Origin of the sequence: Lysinibacillus xylanilyticus, assembly GCF_001183605.1 — a bacterium.
Taxonomy (GTDB): domain Bacteria; phylum Bacillota; class Bacilli; order Bacillales_A; family Planococcaceae; genus Lysinibacillus; species Lysinibacillus xylanilyticus.
The window spans coordinates 1,284,248-1,299,810 of record NZ_LFXJ01000005.1; the positions used below are offsets into that span (position 1 = coordinate 1,284,248).

Consider the following 15,563-nt stretch of genomic DNA (forward strand, 5'->3'; position numbering starts at 1 on the left):
TATTATTTTTGGATAAATTGTTGTGTCCAGTAGTTACCTGATTTCACATAGCCAACACCAATATGCGTAAATTTCTCATTTAAAATATTCGCACGGTGACCAGGTGAATCCATCCAAGCTTGTACTACTTCTTGAGGTGTACGTTGTCCTTGTGCAATGTTTTCACCTGCACTCTTATACGTAATACCTAAAGCTTTCATACGATCAAATGGTGAACCGAATGTTGGGCTTGTATGTGAAAAATAGTTTTTAGATTGCATATCTTGTGATTTTTCACGAGCAGCTGCCATCAGTTTATCATCCGTTTTAAATGGTGCTAAACCAGCTTTTGTACGTTCAGCATTCGTTAATTTTACTACCTCTTGTTCAAAAGCATTCACATCTGAAGTAGTTGTTGATGGTGTAGACTGTGATGGTGCAGTAGCTGTATTATCTTTTTGAGCTGTTTGTGTATTGTTATTAGTTGCTTGTGTATTGTTATTTGTTGTTTGATTATTTTCTGGTGCTTGAGTTTCTTTTGATGGCGTTTGTGTTTGTGGTAGATTTACATACCACTTATGATTTGACCATTGATTTGACCATTTATGATAAGAAACTTTATTACAGTCTGTTGTTGTATTCCCCTCTGTAGTATTTGCTGCAGCGGAAGCCATTTGAATTGGAGCTGCTAATAAAACTGTTGCACAAATTGCAGTTAGTGTTTTTTTCATTTTTGCAATTCCTCCTTCTCTGCAAACAATCGTAAAGTACGAATTTAATAATTTTTTTGCCAGCATCTGCTAACAACACCATCAGAGAAATAAATTCGCATCAAATAGAGGGTTTTTAACAATATTTTTTAGCAAGTTTCGCCAATCTATGAAATACTTACGTTTCAAATAGGGTTGACACCTCTAAAAAACTATCAAATATTTTCAATATTCAAATAGAGAAACACTCCAAATAAAGTCTTAATATATCGAAACACACTTCCTTTATTTTTACGAATCCACAAAAAAATCTGCCCGATTACTACTTAAATAAGACAACCGATCTTACGTGTCTTACAAGTAGAAATGAGCAGATTTAATATGTCTATATAGAGAAACCCAATATTTTAATTAAGACCTATAACGTTTAAGCTACTTACATCCTCACCAATGATTACGAGTTTTGCGGGCATTTTTACGTATTCCGGAAGCCACTGGACCATGCCATACGCATATTGAAACAGCATAGGATTTTTCACACCTTCAATTGGCACATAACCTTTCATTCGATACACGGTTTCAGGCAATGTTCGTACCCAATCCTCAAACTGCTCCTGTGTAAAGTTAACATCCTTAAATTCAACTAATCGTGAACCTAGATGCATTGAAGCTATTGGGGCTTTCACAACATCTTCTTTATCAACCTGAGCTGTTGCCTTTAAATCTTCTAATAAACTTAACGGTACTCGCCCATTTGTAGTTTGCAAAATAAAGGCATGAGGATTAAAGCCTTGTAGCTCATAAACAACCTGTGCCTGCTCTGCCTCTGTTAATAAATCCGTTTTGTTAGCCAGCAATAAATGTGCGTGACGGATTTGTTCCATAAATAAGGAACGCACTTGCGGGGTTAATGTCTCTCGATTTAGCCACAGCTTTGAGTCAGCAACCGTGACAATCCCTTTGATATTTAACTTTTCCGCAAATAACGGTGAATAAACAGCGTCTAACGCTTCAACAGGATGTGCAGCACCTGTTGTTTCAATTATTAAGACATCAAAATCACTATCTAATAGAAGAGATTGAATTTGTGCCTCTGTTTTTTCAGCGCCAGAGCAGCAAATACAGCCCTCTAGCATTTCCTTTAGCGGAATATCCTTTTCCACAGCCTGTGAGTCAAATGGTAGCTTTCCAAGCTCATTCATAATGACAGCAGGCTTTAAATCTTTTTCCTTCAGTTGTCGAATAACATCTGTTAGCATGGATGTTTTTCCGCTACCTAAAAAGCCACTAAATAAGTATACGTCCTTCATAATTATTACCTCCATATAAAAAGCTGTCGCAATAGGCCACTAGAGACGCCTGCTGCGACAGCTACTTTGTTAGTTTGTAGTTTACTCAGTTTTTGCTGGTGTACCAATAAGCAGTTCTTTTGCTTTTAACAATTGAGGATCCTCTGCTTTTATTTTAGCACGTAATGCATCCATTAAAGCATACGTTGTATCGCCTGTTAAAACACCAGTCTCTTCAAGACCACTTGCAGCTTGCAGTTTTTTCACTGCACGTTCTGTGTATTGTTCAAAAATACCGTCAGCTGTACCAGGCTCATATCCTAGAACTTCTAGCATCTCTTGTGCCGCTTTAACAGAGTTAGACTGCACGCCCTTTTTCATTTCCATAGATGGATCTAGGTATGGTAATGATGCATAAGATGGGTATGACACTTTAACATCTGGAGCAATACCTTTTTCGTGTATCCAGTTACCATTCGGTGTTAGCCATTTACCTGTTGTGAATTTAAGGTTAGAGCCATCTTTTAATGCTGTGACATTTTGCACTGTCCCTTTACCAAACGAAGTCTCTCCTACAATTTTAGCACCGACAGATTCTTTTAATGCCCCTGCCAATATTTCAGAAGCAGAAGCACTACCGCTATCGACTAACACTGTCACTGGAACATTATATTTTTTACCAGTAATAGCATTTGTAATTTTCGGCTCTTCACCTTTTTGTTGTACTTGTACAATCGGTTTACCTTCTGGAACAAATAAATTCGAAATTTCAATTGCAGCATCTAGGTAGCCACCAGGATTTTGACGTACATCTAATACGATACCTTTCAATGCTTTACTTTCGTAATCTGCAAGAATCTTCTCAAACTCTTTTGCTGTATTTTCACTAAATGACGTTATTTGAATATGGGCAATATCCCCTTCAAGCATTTCACCGTAAACCGTTTCAACCGGTATTTCATCACGGACAATTGTCATATTAAGAGGCTCAGTGTTTCCTTCTCGTTTTACGGTTAATTTTACAGGTGTTCCTTTTTCACCACGAATAAGAGCTACCGCTTCAGATGCACTTAATCCATGAATGCTTTTTCCATCAACAGTTAAGATAATATCTTTCGGTAATAGCCCTGCCTTTTCAGCAGGTGAATTTTTAATAGGTGACACAACTGTAATAGAGCCGTTACGCTCTTGAATTTCCGCACCAATTCCTTGGAAACTAGAAGACAATCCAGACTTAAATTGATCTGCTTCGTCTTTCACCATAAAATCAGAATACGGATCACCTAAAGCGTCAAACATGCCATTAATAGCGCCATCGACCACTTTTGAATCGTCGATATCTTTGTAATAGTTGTTTTTAAGCAAATCATAGGCTTCATATAATTTCGAAAATTCCGCACGCCCAGTCGGTACTTTCACTTCAACTACTTTCTTTTCTCCAAATGTTAACGCAAATATCGTTAAGCCTGCAGTAATTAGGATTGTAAAGAACATAAGCATGATAAATTTAAACGGTTTCATTCGTATAAATTTCCCTGCAGGTTTTATTTCAGCAGGGGGTATTTGTTCAGGCTGCTGTTCTATACTATCTTTTTTCTGTTCATCCATCTTGATTGTCACCACTCTCATATACACTAACTTGATGTCACACTATTACCATTTTAACAGGTTATATAGAAGACGAAAAGAAAAAGACTGTCAAAATTTCTCGACAACTCTTGTCCTACAACAATCTTCATAAAATCCAGCATTTCTTAATCACTATATTGTTAAGCACATTATTCTATGTATTATTGCTTTAGATTTTGTAAAAGTAAAGGTGCTATTGAAATACTTTCTAAAAGCACCTCTATTATCTGCTAAGTTGAAGGTATATAATGGTACTGATTTTCTATTTTACTCGTTTCCACGAAGCAGTCAACTAAAATCCTCATAGAATATTAAAAATACATACCCTCTTATGCATCTTTTATACTGTTGCCATTGACGAACACGGGCGTCAGTGTCAGCTCCAACGCACGTATTATTGGTTTCATGAATGACAATATGAATATCCACATTTTCATACTCGAAATTTGCTAATGTTTATTTTTGGTTTTGCACTAACTCAGTTCTCTTAATTTTTTTATAACAGAATGTACTGTTAACCTATGAAAAGTAAGAAGCTGCCCCTTATATATGACAGAAAAAATACCGTACGGAGTTGGGGACAGTTCCATCAGCTCTTCTCTATCTTTAAGATCAATAAGCTCAACTGGTATATTCAATTTATTTGCACCAGTTATTATATTTTCTGTTGCAATTTCAACATATGGGCATTGGAATGAACGTAAAATTGTTAAGTTGTTAAATTTTTTTAATCTGTCCACCCAATCATTCGGAAAGTATGGTTGTTCGGTTTCGTAGCTCAATGGGTAGACAAGCAATTCAAAATCATATGGCGCAGTATCAATAAGTTGAAAATCATTTTTCAAAAATATCTCTTTACTTGGCACCCAAGAAGTTTTTGAATTAGAAATAACAACGACACCTTTTTTGGCTTGCTTTTTGGCATCTTCAATACATTTATTGATTAATGAAGTTCCGTAACCTTTCCCAACTTCACTCACCCATAAACAATGAATTACTAAATAACCATTAGCATGAACCACTCTTGAGGAATTTTCTGCCTCAGTATATTCAATAAACCCAACTTGTTTTTTATTGTCGATTACTTGCACATATTTCAAGCCTTCTTCAAATCTATTGTTCAGCCATTCGTTCTTATTTAAATATCCGTTTGATTTCTTCTTACTTCTAAGACAATAGCTCCCAATTCCCTCTAATAATTCATTATTTAATTCAATTAACTCAATCTTACTCATGGACAACACCTCCTATTTATTAGGTTAATTATACTTTTTTTGTTTGAATGTTTTAAGTACGTTTGTTTGAGTAACAGATTAGCATCTGTGGGATACCTTGGAGAATAAAAAATCAGGCTATTTTTCATTTAGCCTGATTTTGACAACGAATGAAAATTAATATTTTATGTGCATTACGACTACTCGTTTTTAATATTTCATGCAAATGATAAAAAAGTAATGATTTGAAATATTCGAGGAGGATTTAAATAATGGATAGGAATAGGGATAAGAATAAAAATAAAAATCAATCTACTGATTCACTGGATATTTATGCTGCTAAACTCAACTATATCGGAACATCTCTTTCTACATTAGGTGATGGCATTCAGACAATTGCAGCAGGTCTTGCCTTAGAAGCATTACTAAATAAAATTCAAATGATCAAGCAAAACAAAATATAAAGATGAAACAACAAATTGATCAATTAATTTCTGAGTTACAGCAAATAAAAAGATTTTTAAGATAACACATTTTAGTTCCAATATTACGGATACTTATTTGTGTTTGCCTTTTTTACTCTGCACTTCGAGTAATTCAGAAACAGTGACAAAACGATATCCTTGCCTTTCAAGGTCAGGTATTATTTTTTCCATTGCTTGCACAGTTTGATGGCGATTTCCACCTCCATCATGAAAAAGAACGATATTTCCTTCTTTAACACCGTTTAACACAGTATTAACAATTCTATCCGTACCTGGGCTTCTCCAATCTAATGTATCTAAATGCCACGACCACATAACTACTTTATATCCTTCTTTAGCAATTGCTTCTATCATTGCATCTGAATACTGTCCTTCAACAGGTCGGAATAAAGTAGGCTTAAATCCTGTAATGTTCTGAATGACGTCATTCGTTTGATTTATTTCATTTAGTAAATTCGAGACATTCGTCCTTAGAGGATGCGTAAATGTATGATTGGCTAGTTCATGGCCTTCCTTATACATTCTTGATATTACCTCAGGATTTTTTTTCGCATTTTGACCAACAATAAAAAAAGTTGCTTTTGCATTATATTTGGCTAATAAATCTAAAATCTGAGACGTGTATTTTCGATGTGGTCCATCATCGAAGGTAAGGGCAACAATTTTTTCATCGGTATTGATCTCCCAGACAATTTGTCCTGCCTCTTCATAATACTTTCTTCCTTTATTTTCATATTTTTCTGCGCCGACTTTTACATATAAAAAGGAAACAGTTAAAAGGCAAATAGGTAATAAAAATAGGAGTTTTTTCAAATCATCACTTCCTCAAATAAAATATTTAGTACCTTATTATTTGAGGAATGTTAAAAAAAATGCTCTTTTTTGATTTTTTGTTTTAGTATATACCTTTGTGATTGCAGCTAAAGGTTGTCCTTACAGTGATTTTGGGTTAAAATCTGTTTTTTAAAATGATGTTCCATATGTTCAAGGTAGTCCTGGATAAGCCAATGAAGAGTCACTTGTTGATTATTTTCAAAGCCACATTGTAGAGTAAGCTTTTCATTGGGGATATTTTTAATAACATGTATAATTTTTTTATTTAAGCTCACCCATAGATTCAATACTTCATTAAAAGGTAACTCTTGATACCCTTGAATTTTCACCCAATGAACTTGGTCATACGGGGTTAATACTAAGGGTTCCTTTTCGTATTGTATTTTAATGAACCTTTCCAAATTATTAATGGCGGAGTCACATAAATGGCCTAATATCTCTTTTTTTGACCACTTTTGAGGCGCTGGTCGTTGTGAAATCTCTATTTCAGACATTTGACGAAACTCTTCTGGTACCTTATTTATCCAAAAATATAATTGATCTATTGTACTTTGCATATTTTTCACACCCCTAATGATTTTTGAAATTAGCTATTTATGAAAACTTAAATAATAGTCAATTAATTTAATGACCTCGTATATTTTTTTATATTCTTTTTCTATTTTATAGGAAATAAACAATATAGCTACATTAAAACTTAAAACTGCTAGAGCGACAATTTGGACCAGTGAGATCCCCATCATCAGTTTTATATTGATGGCTGAGGCAATTATTGTAATCAATGATAAGATTACACCACACAATGTAATATAAATTGGCTTAGATCTAATAATTTCATTTGCTTGCAATTTCAAAACATCTAGTAAATATCGAATTTCTTTCAATTTATATTGTTGATCAAAAATCACAAAATATGACATATAAACATCGTTAGTTATATTTTCATTCAGTATATTTTTATGAATTTTTCTCACTAAACGATCACAAAAATCTTTATCTAATGCTTTTTCAGGTATGAATAATTCCTCTTTATTTTCAAAAACATTTGCGCCGGGATGCTTCAAACCCCTCATCCTCTCATACTTGTTTACCTGATTTAATGACCTTATTAAGAATAGAAAACTCGTTTATAGTCTCAAAACATAGTCACCCAAATTTTTCAGATATTTTAATTATATGAAGGGATGGAAAGGTTGTATGTTATTTTGGACAAAAATTTTATTGTAAGTTTAGTAACTGCTGCAGGAAAAATACATAAAGTTCCTTAGAAAAGTTGTCGATAGACAGCTAATGCATCTGTAATATTGAATTGCTCTGTTCGTGAGTCACCATTAGCACCTACTGTTACTAAAATATACTCCTCGCCATTAATCGTTGCTAGACTTGCTAAACATAAGCCTGCTTGCACTGTGTAGCCAGTTTTGCCACCAATTATTTCACCTCTCGTATTTTCATTTGCATTCAAATTTTTAAACATTCTACTCGTCAGAGTCATTCCCTCTGGATGAAGATTCGTTGACTTTATTGAGTATCTTTCAGCCGTATAAATATCCCTAAAGTTGTTATTTGTTAAAGCATATTGTAAAAGTATCGAAATATCTTTCACACTCGTATAATGATCAGGATGATGGAGTCCTGTTGCATTCCTAAAATGTGTGTTTTTCATCCCTAGCTGTTTAGCTTTTTCGTTCATTAACTTTACAAATTTACTCTCCGACCCGGCAATATAATCGGCTAAACCAATAGAAGCATCTGCACCAGAAGGTAGCATTGAACCATAAAGTAAATCCTCTGCTGTTAACTCTTCATTAGGAAGAAAGCCTGCCACAGAAGCATTTTCTTCATATAAATTCTTAAATATACTTTTAGGAAGCAAAATCTTTTCCTGTAAATTCGGGATATTTTCAATGGCAACTAAAACTGTCATGATCTTCGTCAAGGAAGCAGGATAGATAATTTCATCACTACCTTTGTCTAATAAGATCTTATTTGTGTCTAAATTCACTAAAATAGCATTTGAGCTATGTAAATTTACATCAAGATTTATTTCACTTTTCTCTGGCATTTCCAACTGAGGATAATCAACGATTTCTGGCTTTAATTGTTGCAATGGATTTTCTTTAACAAACAAGTACATCAGAATAATAAAAATCATTAATATTAGGCTATAAAATCCTTTTCTTTTAAACATAAAACAACTCCCTCTCTCTATGCCTCTATTGAAACATAAAAGAAGGAGCTCTTTTTTAATAATCTATTATAGAATTCTTAAGGTTTCTTAAGAAAGTGTTGGAAGCATAACAGTGAAAACTGTTTTTTCTTCATCACTTGAAGCTGATATCGTACCTCCATGAGCATGGACTATTTCATTGGCAATTGCAAGACCAAGCCCCGCCCCACCTGATTGAGTCGATCTGGCAGAATCTAAACGATAGAATTTCTCAAAAATCATCTTTAATTTTTGTGGTGGAATTGTTTTTCCCTTATTTGTAAATGAAATAAATACCTGGTCATTTTGATGGTGTGCGCTAATATGGATTAAACTGTTATCATCGCTATATGCTATGGCATTTTTTAAAATATTATTAAATACCCTTGCTAATTTATTGGCGTCCGCAAAAATCTTTATTTCTCCCTCGATATTCACAATTGCCTGCTGTCCTTTAGGGGCCAATAAGGGATAAAATTCATCTGCCAATTGCATTAGCATATAATTCAAATTAATGGCTTCTTTATCTAAAACAATGGACTGTAAGTTAAACCTAGTGATTTCAAAAAATTCATTAATCAACTGTTCTAGCCTATATGATTTTTCTAATGAAATCTTCACATACTTTTCTTTTTGCTCTACAGGCATGTCCTTTGCCTCATCCAACAGACTTAAGTAACCAATCATAGATGTCAGAGGTGTTTTAATATCATGGGCTAAGTAAACAACGAGATCATTTTTGCGCTGCTCAGCCTCCTGTGCATCCTTTGACCGTTTTTCTAATTTATTTTTTGCATCATTTAATTTTTTCTCCATAAAATCTAGCTCAGAAGGAAGATTTATTTCTTGATTTGATTCCTCTGAAAGCATATTAACACCTATGGCAATTTGTTTAAAATACTTCGTAAATCGAGAAAGTGCAAAATAAAAAATTACTAATAGCAAAATAATTAAGCCTATTGCTAACCAAAGGGACTTATTTTGTTGGAATAATATCCCATAAGCCGTCCGTGCCGAATAATAGTCAAGCTCTAGCACGTTTTCACAAAATCGAATAAACCAATCAGCGAAAGGGGCTTGTAAGACACCATCAATAAACACATAGCTTATGAAATAACCGACCAACAATGTTATTACTAAAATGAGCAAAATTCGAAGCATTATTGTTCTTTTTAGTTTTCCAAAATCATTTTTCAATAGTATACCCCACTCCCCAGACAGTTTTTATGAATTTAGGGTTCTCTGCGGAATCATTCATCTTTTCTCGTAAATGTCTAATGTGAACCATTACCGTATTGTTACTGCTATAATACTTCTCGCCCCATACTTCTTGAAATAATTCTTCTGATGAAACGACACGCCCTCGATTTACACATAGAAACCACAATATGGAGAACTCAGTAGGAGTAAGAGACAGTTGTTTTTCGTTTAACATACATTTTCGGTTATTTTGCTCTAAAATTAAGCCTGAAAAATCAATAATCGGATCATTTTGTAATGTCCCCTGATAATTGTACTTTGTAGATCTGCGAATTTGAGCCTTAACCCTTGCAATAACCTCCAATGGCCGGAATGGCTTTGTTATGTAGTCATCAGCCCCTAATGTAAGCCCCGTTATTTTATCTAATTCCCCTTCTTTCGCTGTTAACATAATCACCGGAAAATGATATTGTTCCCGAATTCTTCGGCAAATTTCAAAGCCATCTATATCAGGCATCATTACATCAAGAATAGCAAGATCCAATTTGATAGAGTGTATACACGCTATTGCTTCCTGAGCATCATAAAATTTATATACATTAAAATTTTCATTTTTTAAATAAAGCTCTATTAAATCCGCAATTTCCTTTTCGTCATCTACTACTAGTATATTTATATCCATGCTCATAACCACCTTTGTTCAAAACCTTTATTTAACAATATTTTTCAGGTTCTACTAATCACCCAACATCATATCATTCCGTTTAACTTACTGTCATGCAAAGTCTTATTATTTAAGAAAATCTAAAGAATTACACATAAAAAAACCACTCGTTTTTTACAACGAAGTGGTTTAAAGAATTATTATGCCGAAATATACACCATTTAGGTGGTTTCATTATCTAGCTTGATCATCATAATAGGCTTCATTAGCAGCCTTTTCATTAGTGCCCTTTAAAAAAGCTAAAATCATACCTGGACGTTTCAGTAACATCCAGTCTCCATAATGGTCAAATCGTCTGCACGAAGTAATCATTCCATTTTTAATCGTTCCGTATTTTTTACCGTTCTTCTTGCCCCATTGTTTTAAACGCTTAGCAAAATCAGCATCTTCTGCCATTAGCATATTCTCGTTAAAACCTCTTATTGCCTGAAAGTCTTTTTTATAGCACCAAAAGATTCCTACAGAAATAAAACCATACTTGAACAGTAAAGGAACAATTAGTAACATGGTAGATACTACTATACCAAAGGACATTCTTTCAAAATTTCCGGTCACGCCTCCTCCAATCAATTGATTGGATGCTAAGTGCTTTTCAACCTCAGTTAGCATGTGTTCTGTCATTCGAGTATCAGCATCAATTGTAACGAGAATATCGCCTTTCGCTAACGCAGCTCCAGCATTTCTAATCTTGGATAAATTTTTATCGTTATTTTCTAATGTCACGCAATTATAGGACTGTGCAATTTCTTTCGTTTTATCGGTACAACGATTTAACACAACAATTACTTCTACTTGATCTTTAAAAGGTTGTGCAGCCTTTGCAATTGACTCTAGACAACCACCAATATAATTTTCTTCGTTATGAGCAGGTATTATAATAGAGAATTTCAAACTTCCATCACCAGGAACATCTTTTATAAATGGTGTGCTTTCCGACATATAAAATCTCCCCTTCATAAGTAGTTCTCGTTATTTTAATTTAAGTATACATGTAAACGCTTCCCTCATTTTTTATTTTTTGGATTTTTATGTCTATTCTGCAACAACATTTACACTGTAGTAAAATGAATTAAGTCCCACTATTCACATTTAAATTTTTGGGCAAAAAAATAGAGTTGATTTTGTGAATATCAACTCTTTCGTCTTATTTTATTTAGGATTTTTATTCATTAGAACTTCTTCTTTTATTTGATTTGCTTGAAACGAAAATCGCCGTTGAGAAAATAAAAATTCCTGTACACAGCCACATTGTCATTCCATCCCATTGACTGTTGAATAATGTAATATTTATGAGAATGATAAATTGCATGAAACATGTGGCTAAATAAAGCGCTAAGGGATAGTTCATCAAACCACCTCCATTTTGAAGTCATCCATTTAGAATATATTCAAAGAAAATGTTAAAAATCCTTTAAACAAACAAAAGTACTGCAATGATTTTTTGCAGTACTCATCAATTATGCCTCCGGCGGATGTTTGGTCCCCGCTGAAAAGTGACTTAAAATCTCATTCAGCTCTCCACCTATTGAGGTGGGAGACTTCTGTAGCTGGCGCTTCGCTTTCGCTACATAAAACATTTGTAACTGCCGTTTCACTTTCGTTACATAAAACATTTGCTGAAAGAAGTTAAATCAAGTTGGCTTAGCTTCCAAATGCGAAAATAAGCTCAGTCTCACAAGCTATTTCTCCGTCAACAGTTGCAATTCCTCGCCCTTTACCAATGGCACCTTTTAAGCGTGTAATTTCCACTTCAAGTCGAAGTTGATCACCAGGTTTAACTTGTTTTTTAAAGCGACAACTATCAATACCTGCCAATAATCCAAGTCTTCCTTGATTCCCTTCTTTTGTGAGCATAATAATTGCACTTACTTGAGCTAATGCTTCAACGATTAACACACCTGGCATCACTGGATAATTAGGAAAATGTCCATTAAAAAATTCTTCGTTTATCGTTACATTTTTAATAGCAACCGCTCTTTTCCCCTCTTCTAATTCCAATACTCTATCCACTAACAGAAAAGGATAACGATGTAGTAAAACTTCTTGTATTTGTTGAATATCTAGCATCAAAAAACCTCCAATATTTTTATCACCTAATTCTATCATTAATTATTAGTAGTTGGTACTATTTTTATGTTTGAATTACAAAACCACCTTAGATGTGAATTGAAATAATATTGGAGTTTATTACTATAATTTAATAATATATATCATTATACAAATATCACCGAAATATTTTCTGATTTTTAGAAATAGTTATTTTCACTTCTTTTCAGTATTTCAGTATCGACAGTTATATAGCAGATAGCATATAATATTTGTTGCATTCATTAAGTCAATTTATTATTCTCACAAATGAATGTTTAGTTTATTAGAATAGGATGGGTAAAAATGTTATCTTTTATTGCAATAGTTCTTCTCTTATTTTTAATTCCTGGTCCTGCAGTTATCATTACTATTACGCAAACGCTAAAAGGTGGAAAAAAGAACGGTATTTTCACTGCATTAGGTATTGGACTAGGTGATTTAGTTCATACGTTAGCAGCTGTATTAGGGCTATCAGCAATTTTAATGAATTCTGCCACTGCCTTTGAAATAGTGAAATATATAGGTGTTGCATACCTTGTTTATTTAGGTATTCAAATGCTCCTAACAAAACCACAAAAAATAGAAAAACCAACTGTTGAACAAAGTTCGGCAAGTTCTTCGTTCCGACAAGGTTTTTTAGCGGAGATTTTAAATCCAAAAACTGCACTATTTTTCTTAGCGTTTTTACCACAGTTTGTTCAGCATAATGGCCAATCTATCACTGTACAATTATTGATTTTAGGAATTACTTTTGTTGTGATGAGCGCTTTGTATACTATTTTGTTAGCTATTATTACAAGCTTCATTGGTGAAAAAATCTTTACGAAGACATCAAACAATGGTTCGCGTTGGATTGAAAAGGCTGTTGGTTTCGTTTATATTGGTCTAGGGGTTAAATTAGCACTTCAAACTCAAAGTAGATAATATATAGTTTCTTAGGAGAACACGATAAAAACGTGTTCTCCTTTTATATTTCAACAACAAGTCCCATTTCTACTCTTACTTCCCTTTTTTCAATATCTTTATTTGAATAACTCAATAGATCACATCCAATAAGTTGAAATCCATGCTTTCTGTAAAATTGAATGGCAGGATAATTAGAAGTTTGCGTTTCTAAAACGATCGCCCTCACCCCTATTTCTGCTGCTCGCTTTTTGACCAAAGCCATGAAATTACTCCCAATCCCTTTATGTTGATGAAATTGATCAATATGAATATCATTAATTCTCAACACATTATGCCACTTTTCATGGCTGAAGCTAACAATGCCCGCTTCTTCGCCATTTAACTCTGCTATATAGCATTCAATATCCTCTATGTGATCTTCGAAAATTTCTCCTTCTAAATACTTGTGAAACGGGGTGTCGAGATGTTTTAACGTAAAATCAATTGCCCATCCATTTTCTTGTTCTTTATAGGAAACATCATAATAATAATCAGAGCTGTATTGATAGATTATTTTTTTACCGTTAGGAAAATTCTCTTTATATATTCTTTTTATTCGTAACAACTTTAATCCCTCTTTTCCTATATCTTTAAACTAGTTCTTTAGATAATCTTATTGCACATGGATAAAACTGTAAACAAGTTAGAAGATATGCAACTTGAATTAGTTCAAAGTTCATTCGAATTCTTGGAACATTTGAATACAAGAGTCCTGTTCAGTACAAACTTATACACTTTAAAAGTTTTGTGTAGACAATCCACATATTATAAAATACTCTTATTACTTATTAATTAAAGAAGGTGTAAATGGATGTATGATATTACAGTTATCGGTTCAGGTGTAAGTAGTATTTTTTTAGCATATGCCTTATCTCAAAGTAATCAAAAAATATTAATACTTGAAAAAGGAAAATCTATAGAGAAGAGAAATTGTCCTTTAGATCGAGGCGAAACATGTAATTGTAAAATATGCGATAAATATTTCGGGTTTGCTGGTTTGGGTAAATCAGAAGGAAAATTTAATTATGCAAGTGATTTTGGCGGGGAATTAGAGCAAAAATTAGGTAGAGAGAATCTTCTACAATTAATGGATGAAGTGGACGAAATTTTATGCCGATTCGGTGGGGACTCGGTTATAAAATATTCCACAGCGAATACAGAACTCTCAAAAAGAGCTCAATTATGTAACTTACAAATGTTAACTACTGAGGTGAGGCACCTAGGTACATCACTTTCAACAGATATTTTCCACCAAATATATAAAGTTTTATCAAGTAAGATAGATATTCAATTTGAGGTGGATGTGCAAGAAATAATAAAAGATAATGATTCTTTTACTTTAATTACAAATAAAGGTGATATCCAATCTCAGCAAGTAGTGTTCGCAACAGGTCGTTCAGGAACAGATTGGTTAAATAAACAATGTGCTAGTCTTGGAGTTAAGCAAGGCAAAACTCGTTTAGATTTGGGTATTAGAGTTGAAATGGCAGAACAACAGTTACGTTCAATTTTGGAAGATACCTTTGAAACTAAACTTGCTTATGCACATGGAGATATCATTTCAACTACTTATTGCATGAATCCTAAAGGAAGAATCATTCGTAAATATCAAGAAGGTTTAGTCATGCCAGATGGTCAAAACTTTCGAGAGCAAAAGAATGGAACTTCTAACTTGAATTTTACTTTGTTCACTCCAACGTATTTTTCTACTCTAAAAGAAGCAAATATGTATGCACATAAGGTGATCGGCGAAATAAATAAAGGTATAGATCGTATTGTAGTACAACGCTATGGAGATTTAAGGAAGGGACAGTCTACAACAAAAGAAAATATGTATAATAATCGAATTCAGCCTTCGTTAAAAGCTGACTTTGGGGACTTAACTAAAGAAATTCCTTTACTATATATTCAAATCTTGCAGGGATTTTTAAACCATTTGGAAGAATTTATTGGTGAAGCTATTGATGAGGATACATTGCTTTATGGTATGGACGGAAAGTTTTATTCACCAACAATAGAAACTGATGAAAATTTCCAAACAAATATTCAAGGATTATATGTAATTGGAGATTGTTCAGGAGTTACACATTCATTATCACATGCAGCCTCTAGTGGTATTTTCGTAGGTAAATATTTAGCTAGAAATTGTTAGTTTAAAGAAATTTATTGCTTTATTGCAAATCGAAAAATTTGTTAAATACGATATCAAATATTCAATAACCCTTCAGATAAAGCAATTCTGAAGGGTTTCAATTAT

Annotated in this window: 16 protein-coding genes; 3 read left to right on the forward strand and 13 right to left on the reverse strand. The window is 33.5% G+C overall.

Annotated elements, in window-relative coordinates; all coding sequences use genetic code 11:
* Positions 1–2 precede the first annotated feature (2 nt).
* From ACZ11_RS09000 to ACZ11_RS09015, 4 genes are all read right to left on the reverse strand, one after another.
* On the reverse strand, positions 3–710 hold the full coding sequence (locus tag ACZ11_RS09000) for a CAP domain-containing protein (protein ID WP_049665429.1): 708 nt from the start codon (positions 708–710) through the stop codon (positions 3–5).
* 386 nt (positions 711–1,096) lie between these two features.
* Positions 1,097–1,999 (reverse strand): CobW family GTP-binding protein, encoded by a 903-nt coding sequence (locus ACZ11_RS09005; protein ID WP_049665430.1) that lies wholly within the window; start codon positions 1,997–1,999, stop codon positions 1,097–1,099.
* An 81-nt stretch (positions 2,000–2,080) separates the two neighbouring features.
* Positions 2,081–3,586 (reverse strand): lmo1851 family serine protease, encoded by a 1,506-nt coding sequence (locus tag ACZ11_RS09010; RefSeq protein WP_049665431.1) that lies wholly within the window; start codon positions 3,584–3,586, stop codon positions 2,081–2,083.
* Between the two features lie 494 nt (positions 3,587–4,080).
* Positions 4,081–4,842, reverse strand: coding sequence for a GNAT family N-acetyltransferase (locus ACZ11_RS09015; protein WP_049665433.1), 762 nt, complete (start codon positions 4,840–4,842; stop codon positions 4,081–4,083).
* 251 nt (positions 4,843–5,093) lie between these two features.
* On the opposite strand from ACZ11_RS09015, the gene ACZ11_RS09020 reads away from it, so the two are divergent.
* Positions 5,094–5,285, forward strand: a complete 192-nt coding sequence (locus ACZ11_RS09020) for a hypothetical protein (protein WP_236690816.1) — start codon at positions 5,094–5,096, stop codon at positions 5,283–5,285.
* Positions 5,286–5,378: 93 nt separating this feature from the next.
* Here ACZ11_RS09020 and ACZ11_RS09025 read toward each other — a convergent pair whose 3' ends face one another.
* The 8 genes from ACZ11_RS09025 to fabZ form a co-directional block, all read right to left on the reverse strand.
* Positions 5,379–6,119 (reverse strand): polysaccharide deacetylase family protein, encoded by a 741-nt coding sequence (locus ACZ11_RS09025; RefSeq protein ID WP_049665434.1) that lies wholly within the window; start codon positions 6,117–6,119, stop codon positions 5,379–5,381.
* A 107-nt stretch (positions 6,120–6,226) separates the two neighbouring features.
* Positions 6,227–6,697: a DinB family protein gene (locus ACZ11_RS09030; protein WP_049665436.1), complete on the reverse strand. Its 471-nt coding sequence runs from the start codon at positions 6,695–6,697 to the stop codon at positions 6,227–6,229.
* A 33-nt stretch (positions 6,698–6,730) separates the two neighbouring features.
* Entirely contained in the window at positions 6,731–7,204 is a 474-nt protein-coding gene (locus ACZ11_RS09035; RefSeq protein ID WP_236690817.1) for a hydroxymyristoyl-ACP dehydratase, read from the reverse strand.
* A gap of 200 nt (positions 7,205–7,404) precedes the next feature.
* Positions 7,405–8,331, reverse strand: a complete 927-nt coding sequence (locus tag ACZ11_RS09040) for a D-alanyl-D-alanine carboxypeptidase family protein (protein WP_049665439.1) — start codon at positions 8,329–8,331, stop codon at positions 7,405–7,407.
* An 87-nt stretch (positions 8,332–8,418) separates the two neighbouring features.
* On the reverse strand, positions 8,419–9,510 hold the full coding sequence (gene vanS / locus ACZ11_RS09045) for a vancomycin resistance histidine kinase VanS (protein WP_049667132.1): 1,092 nt from the start codon (positions 9,508–9,510) through the stop codon (positions 8,419–8,421).
* 25 nt (positions 9,511–9,535) lie between these two features.
* The gene (gene vanR / locus ACZ11_RS09050; RefSeq protein ID WP_049665440.1) at positions 9,536–10,231 is read right to left on the reverse strand and encodes a VanR-ABDEGLN family response regulator transcription factor; all 696 of its coding nucleotides are present in this window, start codon (positions 10,229–10,231) and stop codon (positions 9,536–9,538) included.
* Between the two features lie 216 nt (positions 10,232–10,447).
* Positions 10,448–11,212: a glycosyltransferase gene (locus ACZ11_RS09055; protein ID WP_049665441.1), complete on the reverse strand. Its 765-nt coding sequence runs from the start codon at positions 11,210–11,212 to the stop codon at positions 10,448–10,450.
* 702 nt (positions 11,213–11,914) lie between these two features.
* Complete coding sequence (gene fabZ / locus ACZ11_RS09065; protein ID WP_049665444.1) at positions 11,915–12,340, reverse strand: 3-hydroxyacyl-ACP dehydratase FabZ; 426 nt, start codon at positions 12,338–12,340, stop codon at positions 11,915–11,917.
* A 324-nt stretch (positions 12,341–12,664) separates the two neighbouring features.
* On the opposite strand from fabZ, the gene ACZ11_RS09070 reads away from it, so the two are divergent.
* On the forward strand, positions 12,665–13,285 hold the full coding sequence (locus ACZ11_RS09070; protein ID WP_049665446.1) for a LysE family translocator: 621 nt from the start codon (positions 12,665–12,667) through the stop codon (positions 13,283–13,285).
* Positions 13,286–13,328: 43 nt separating this feature from the next.
* Here ACZ11_RS09070 and ACZ11_RS09075 read toward each other — a convergent pair whose 3' ends face one another.
* Positions 13,329–13,871, reverse strand: coding sequence for a GNAT family N-acetyltransferase (locus ACZ11_RS09075; RefSeq protein ID WP_049665447.1), 543 nt, complete (start codon positions 13,869–13,871; stop codon positions 13,329–13,331).
* Positions 13,872–14,117: 246 nt separating this feature from the next.
* Here ACZ11_RS09075 and ACZ11_RS09080 point away from each other — a divergent pair, with 246 nt between their 5' ends.
* Positions 14,118–15,458: an NAD(P)/FAD-dependent oxidoreductase gene (locus ACZ11_RS09080; RefSeq protein WP_049665449.1), complete on the forward strand. Its 1,341-nt coding sequence runs from the start codon at positions 14,118–14,120 to the stop codon at positions 15,456–15,458.
* The last annotated feature ends 105 nt before the right edge of the window (positions 15,459–15,563 follow it).

What these genes read in the sequence shown, in the direction of transcription:
- ACZ11_RS09005 (WP_049665430.1), bottom strand. Translation starts at nt 1,999, where the DNA reads ATGAAGGACGTATACTTATTTAGTGGCTTTTTAGGTAGCGGAAAAACA.
- ACZ11_RS09080 (WP_049665449.1), top strand. Translation starts at nt 14,118, where the DNA reads ATGTATGATATTACAGTTATCGGTTCAGGTGTAAGTAGTATTTTTTTA.
- ACZ11_RS09070 (WP_049665446.1), top strand. Translation starts at nt 12,665, where the DNA reads ATGTTATCTTTTATTGCAATAGTTCTTCTCTTATTTTTAATTCCTGGT.
- ACZ11_RS09010 (WP_049665431.1), bottom strand. Translation starts at nt 3,586, where the DNA reads ATGGATGAACAGAAAAAAGATAGTATAGAACAGCAGCCTGAACAAATA.
- vanR (WP_049665440.1), bottom strand. Translation starts at nt 10,231, where the DNA reads ATGGATATAAATATACTAGTAGTAGATGACGAAAAGGAAATTGCGGAT.
- ACZ11_RS09015 (WP_049665433.1), bottom strand. Translation starts at nt 4,842, where the DNA reads ATGAGTAAGATTGAGTTAATTGAATTAAATAATGAATTATTAGAGGGA.
- ACZ11_RS09055 (WP_049665441.1), bottom strand. Translation starts at nt 11,212, where the DNA reads ATGTCGGAAAGCACACCATTTATAAAAGATGTTCCTGGTGATGGAAGT.
- ACZ11_RS09030 (WP_049665436.1), bottom strand. Translation starts at nt 6,697, where the DNA reads ATGCAAAGTACAATAGATCAATTATATTTTTGGATAAATAAGGTACCA.
- fabZ (WP_049665444.1), bottom strand. Translation starts at nt 12,340, where the DNA reads ATGCTAGATATTCAACAAATACAAGAAGTTTTACTACATCGTTATCCT.
- ACZ11_RS09020 (WP_236690816.1), top strand. Translation starts at nt 5,094, where the DNA reads ATGGATAGGAATAGGGATAAGAATAAAAATAAAAATCAATCTACTGAT.
- ACZ11_RS09040 (WP_049665439.1), bottom strand. Translation starts at nt 8,331, where the DNA reads ATGTTTAAAAGAAAAGGATTTTATAGCCTAATATTAATGATTTTTATT.
- ACZ11_RS09000 (WP_049665429.1), bottom strand. Translation starts at nt 710, where the DNA reads ATGAAAAAAACACTAACTGCAATTTGTGCAACAGTTTTATTAGCAGCT.
- vanS (WP_049667132.1), bottom strand. Translation starts at nt 9,510, where the DNA reads ATGCTTCGAATTTTGCTCATTTTAGTAATAACATTGTTGGTCGGTTAT.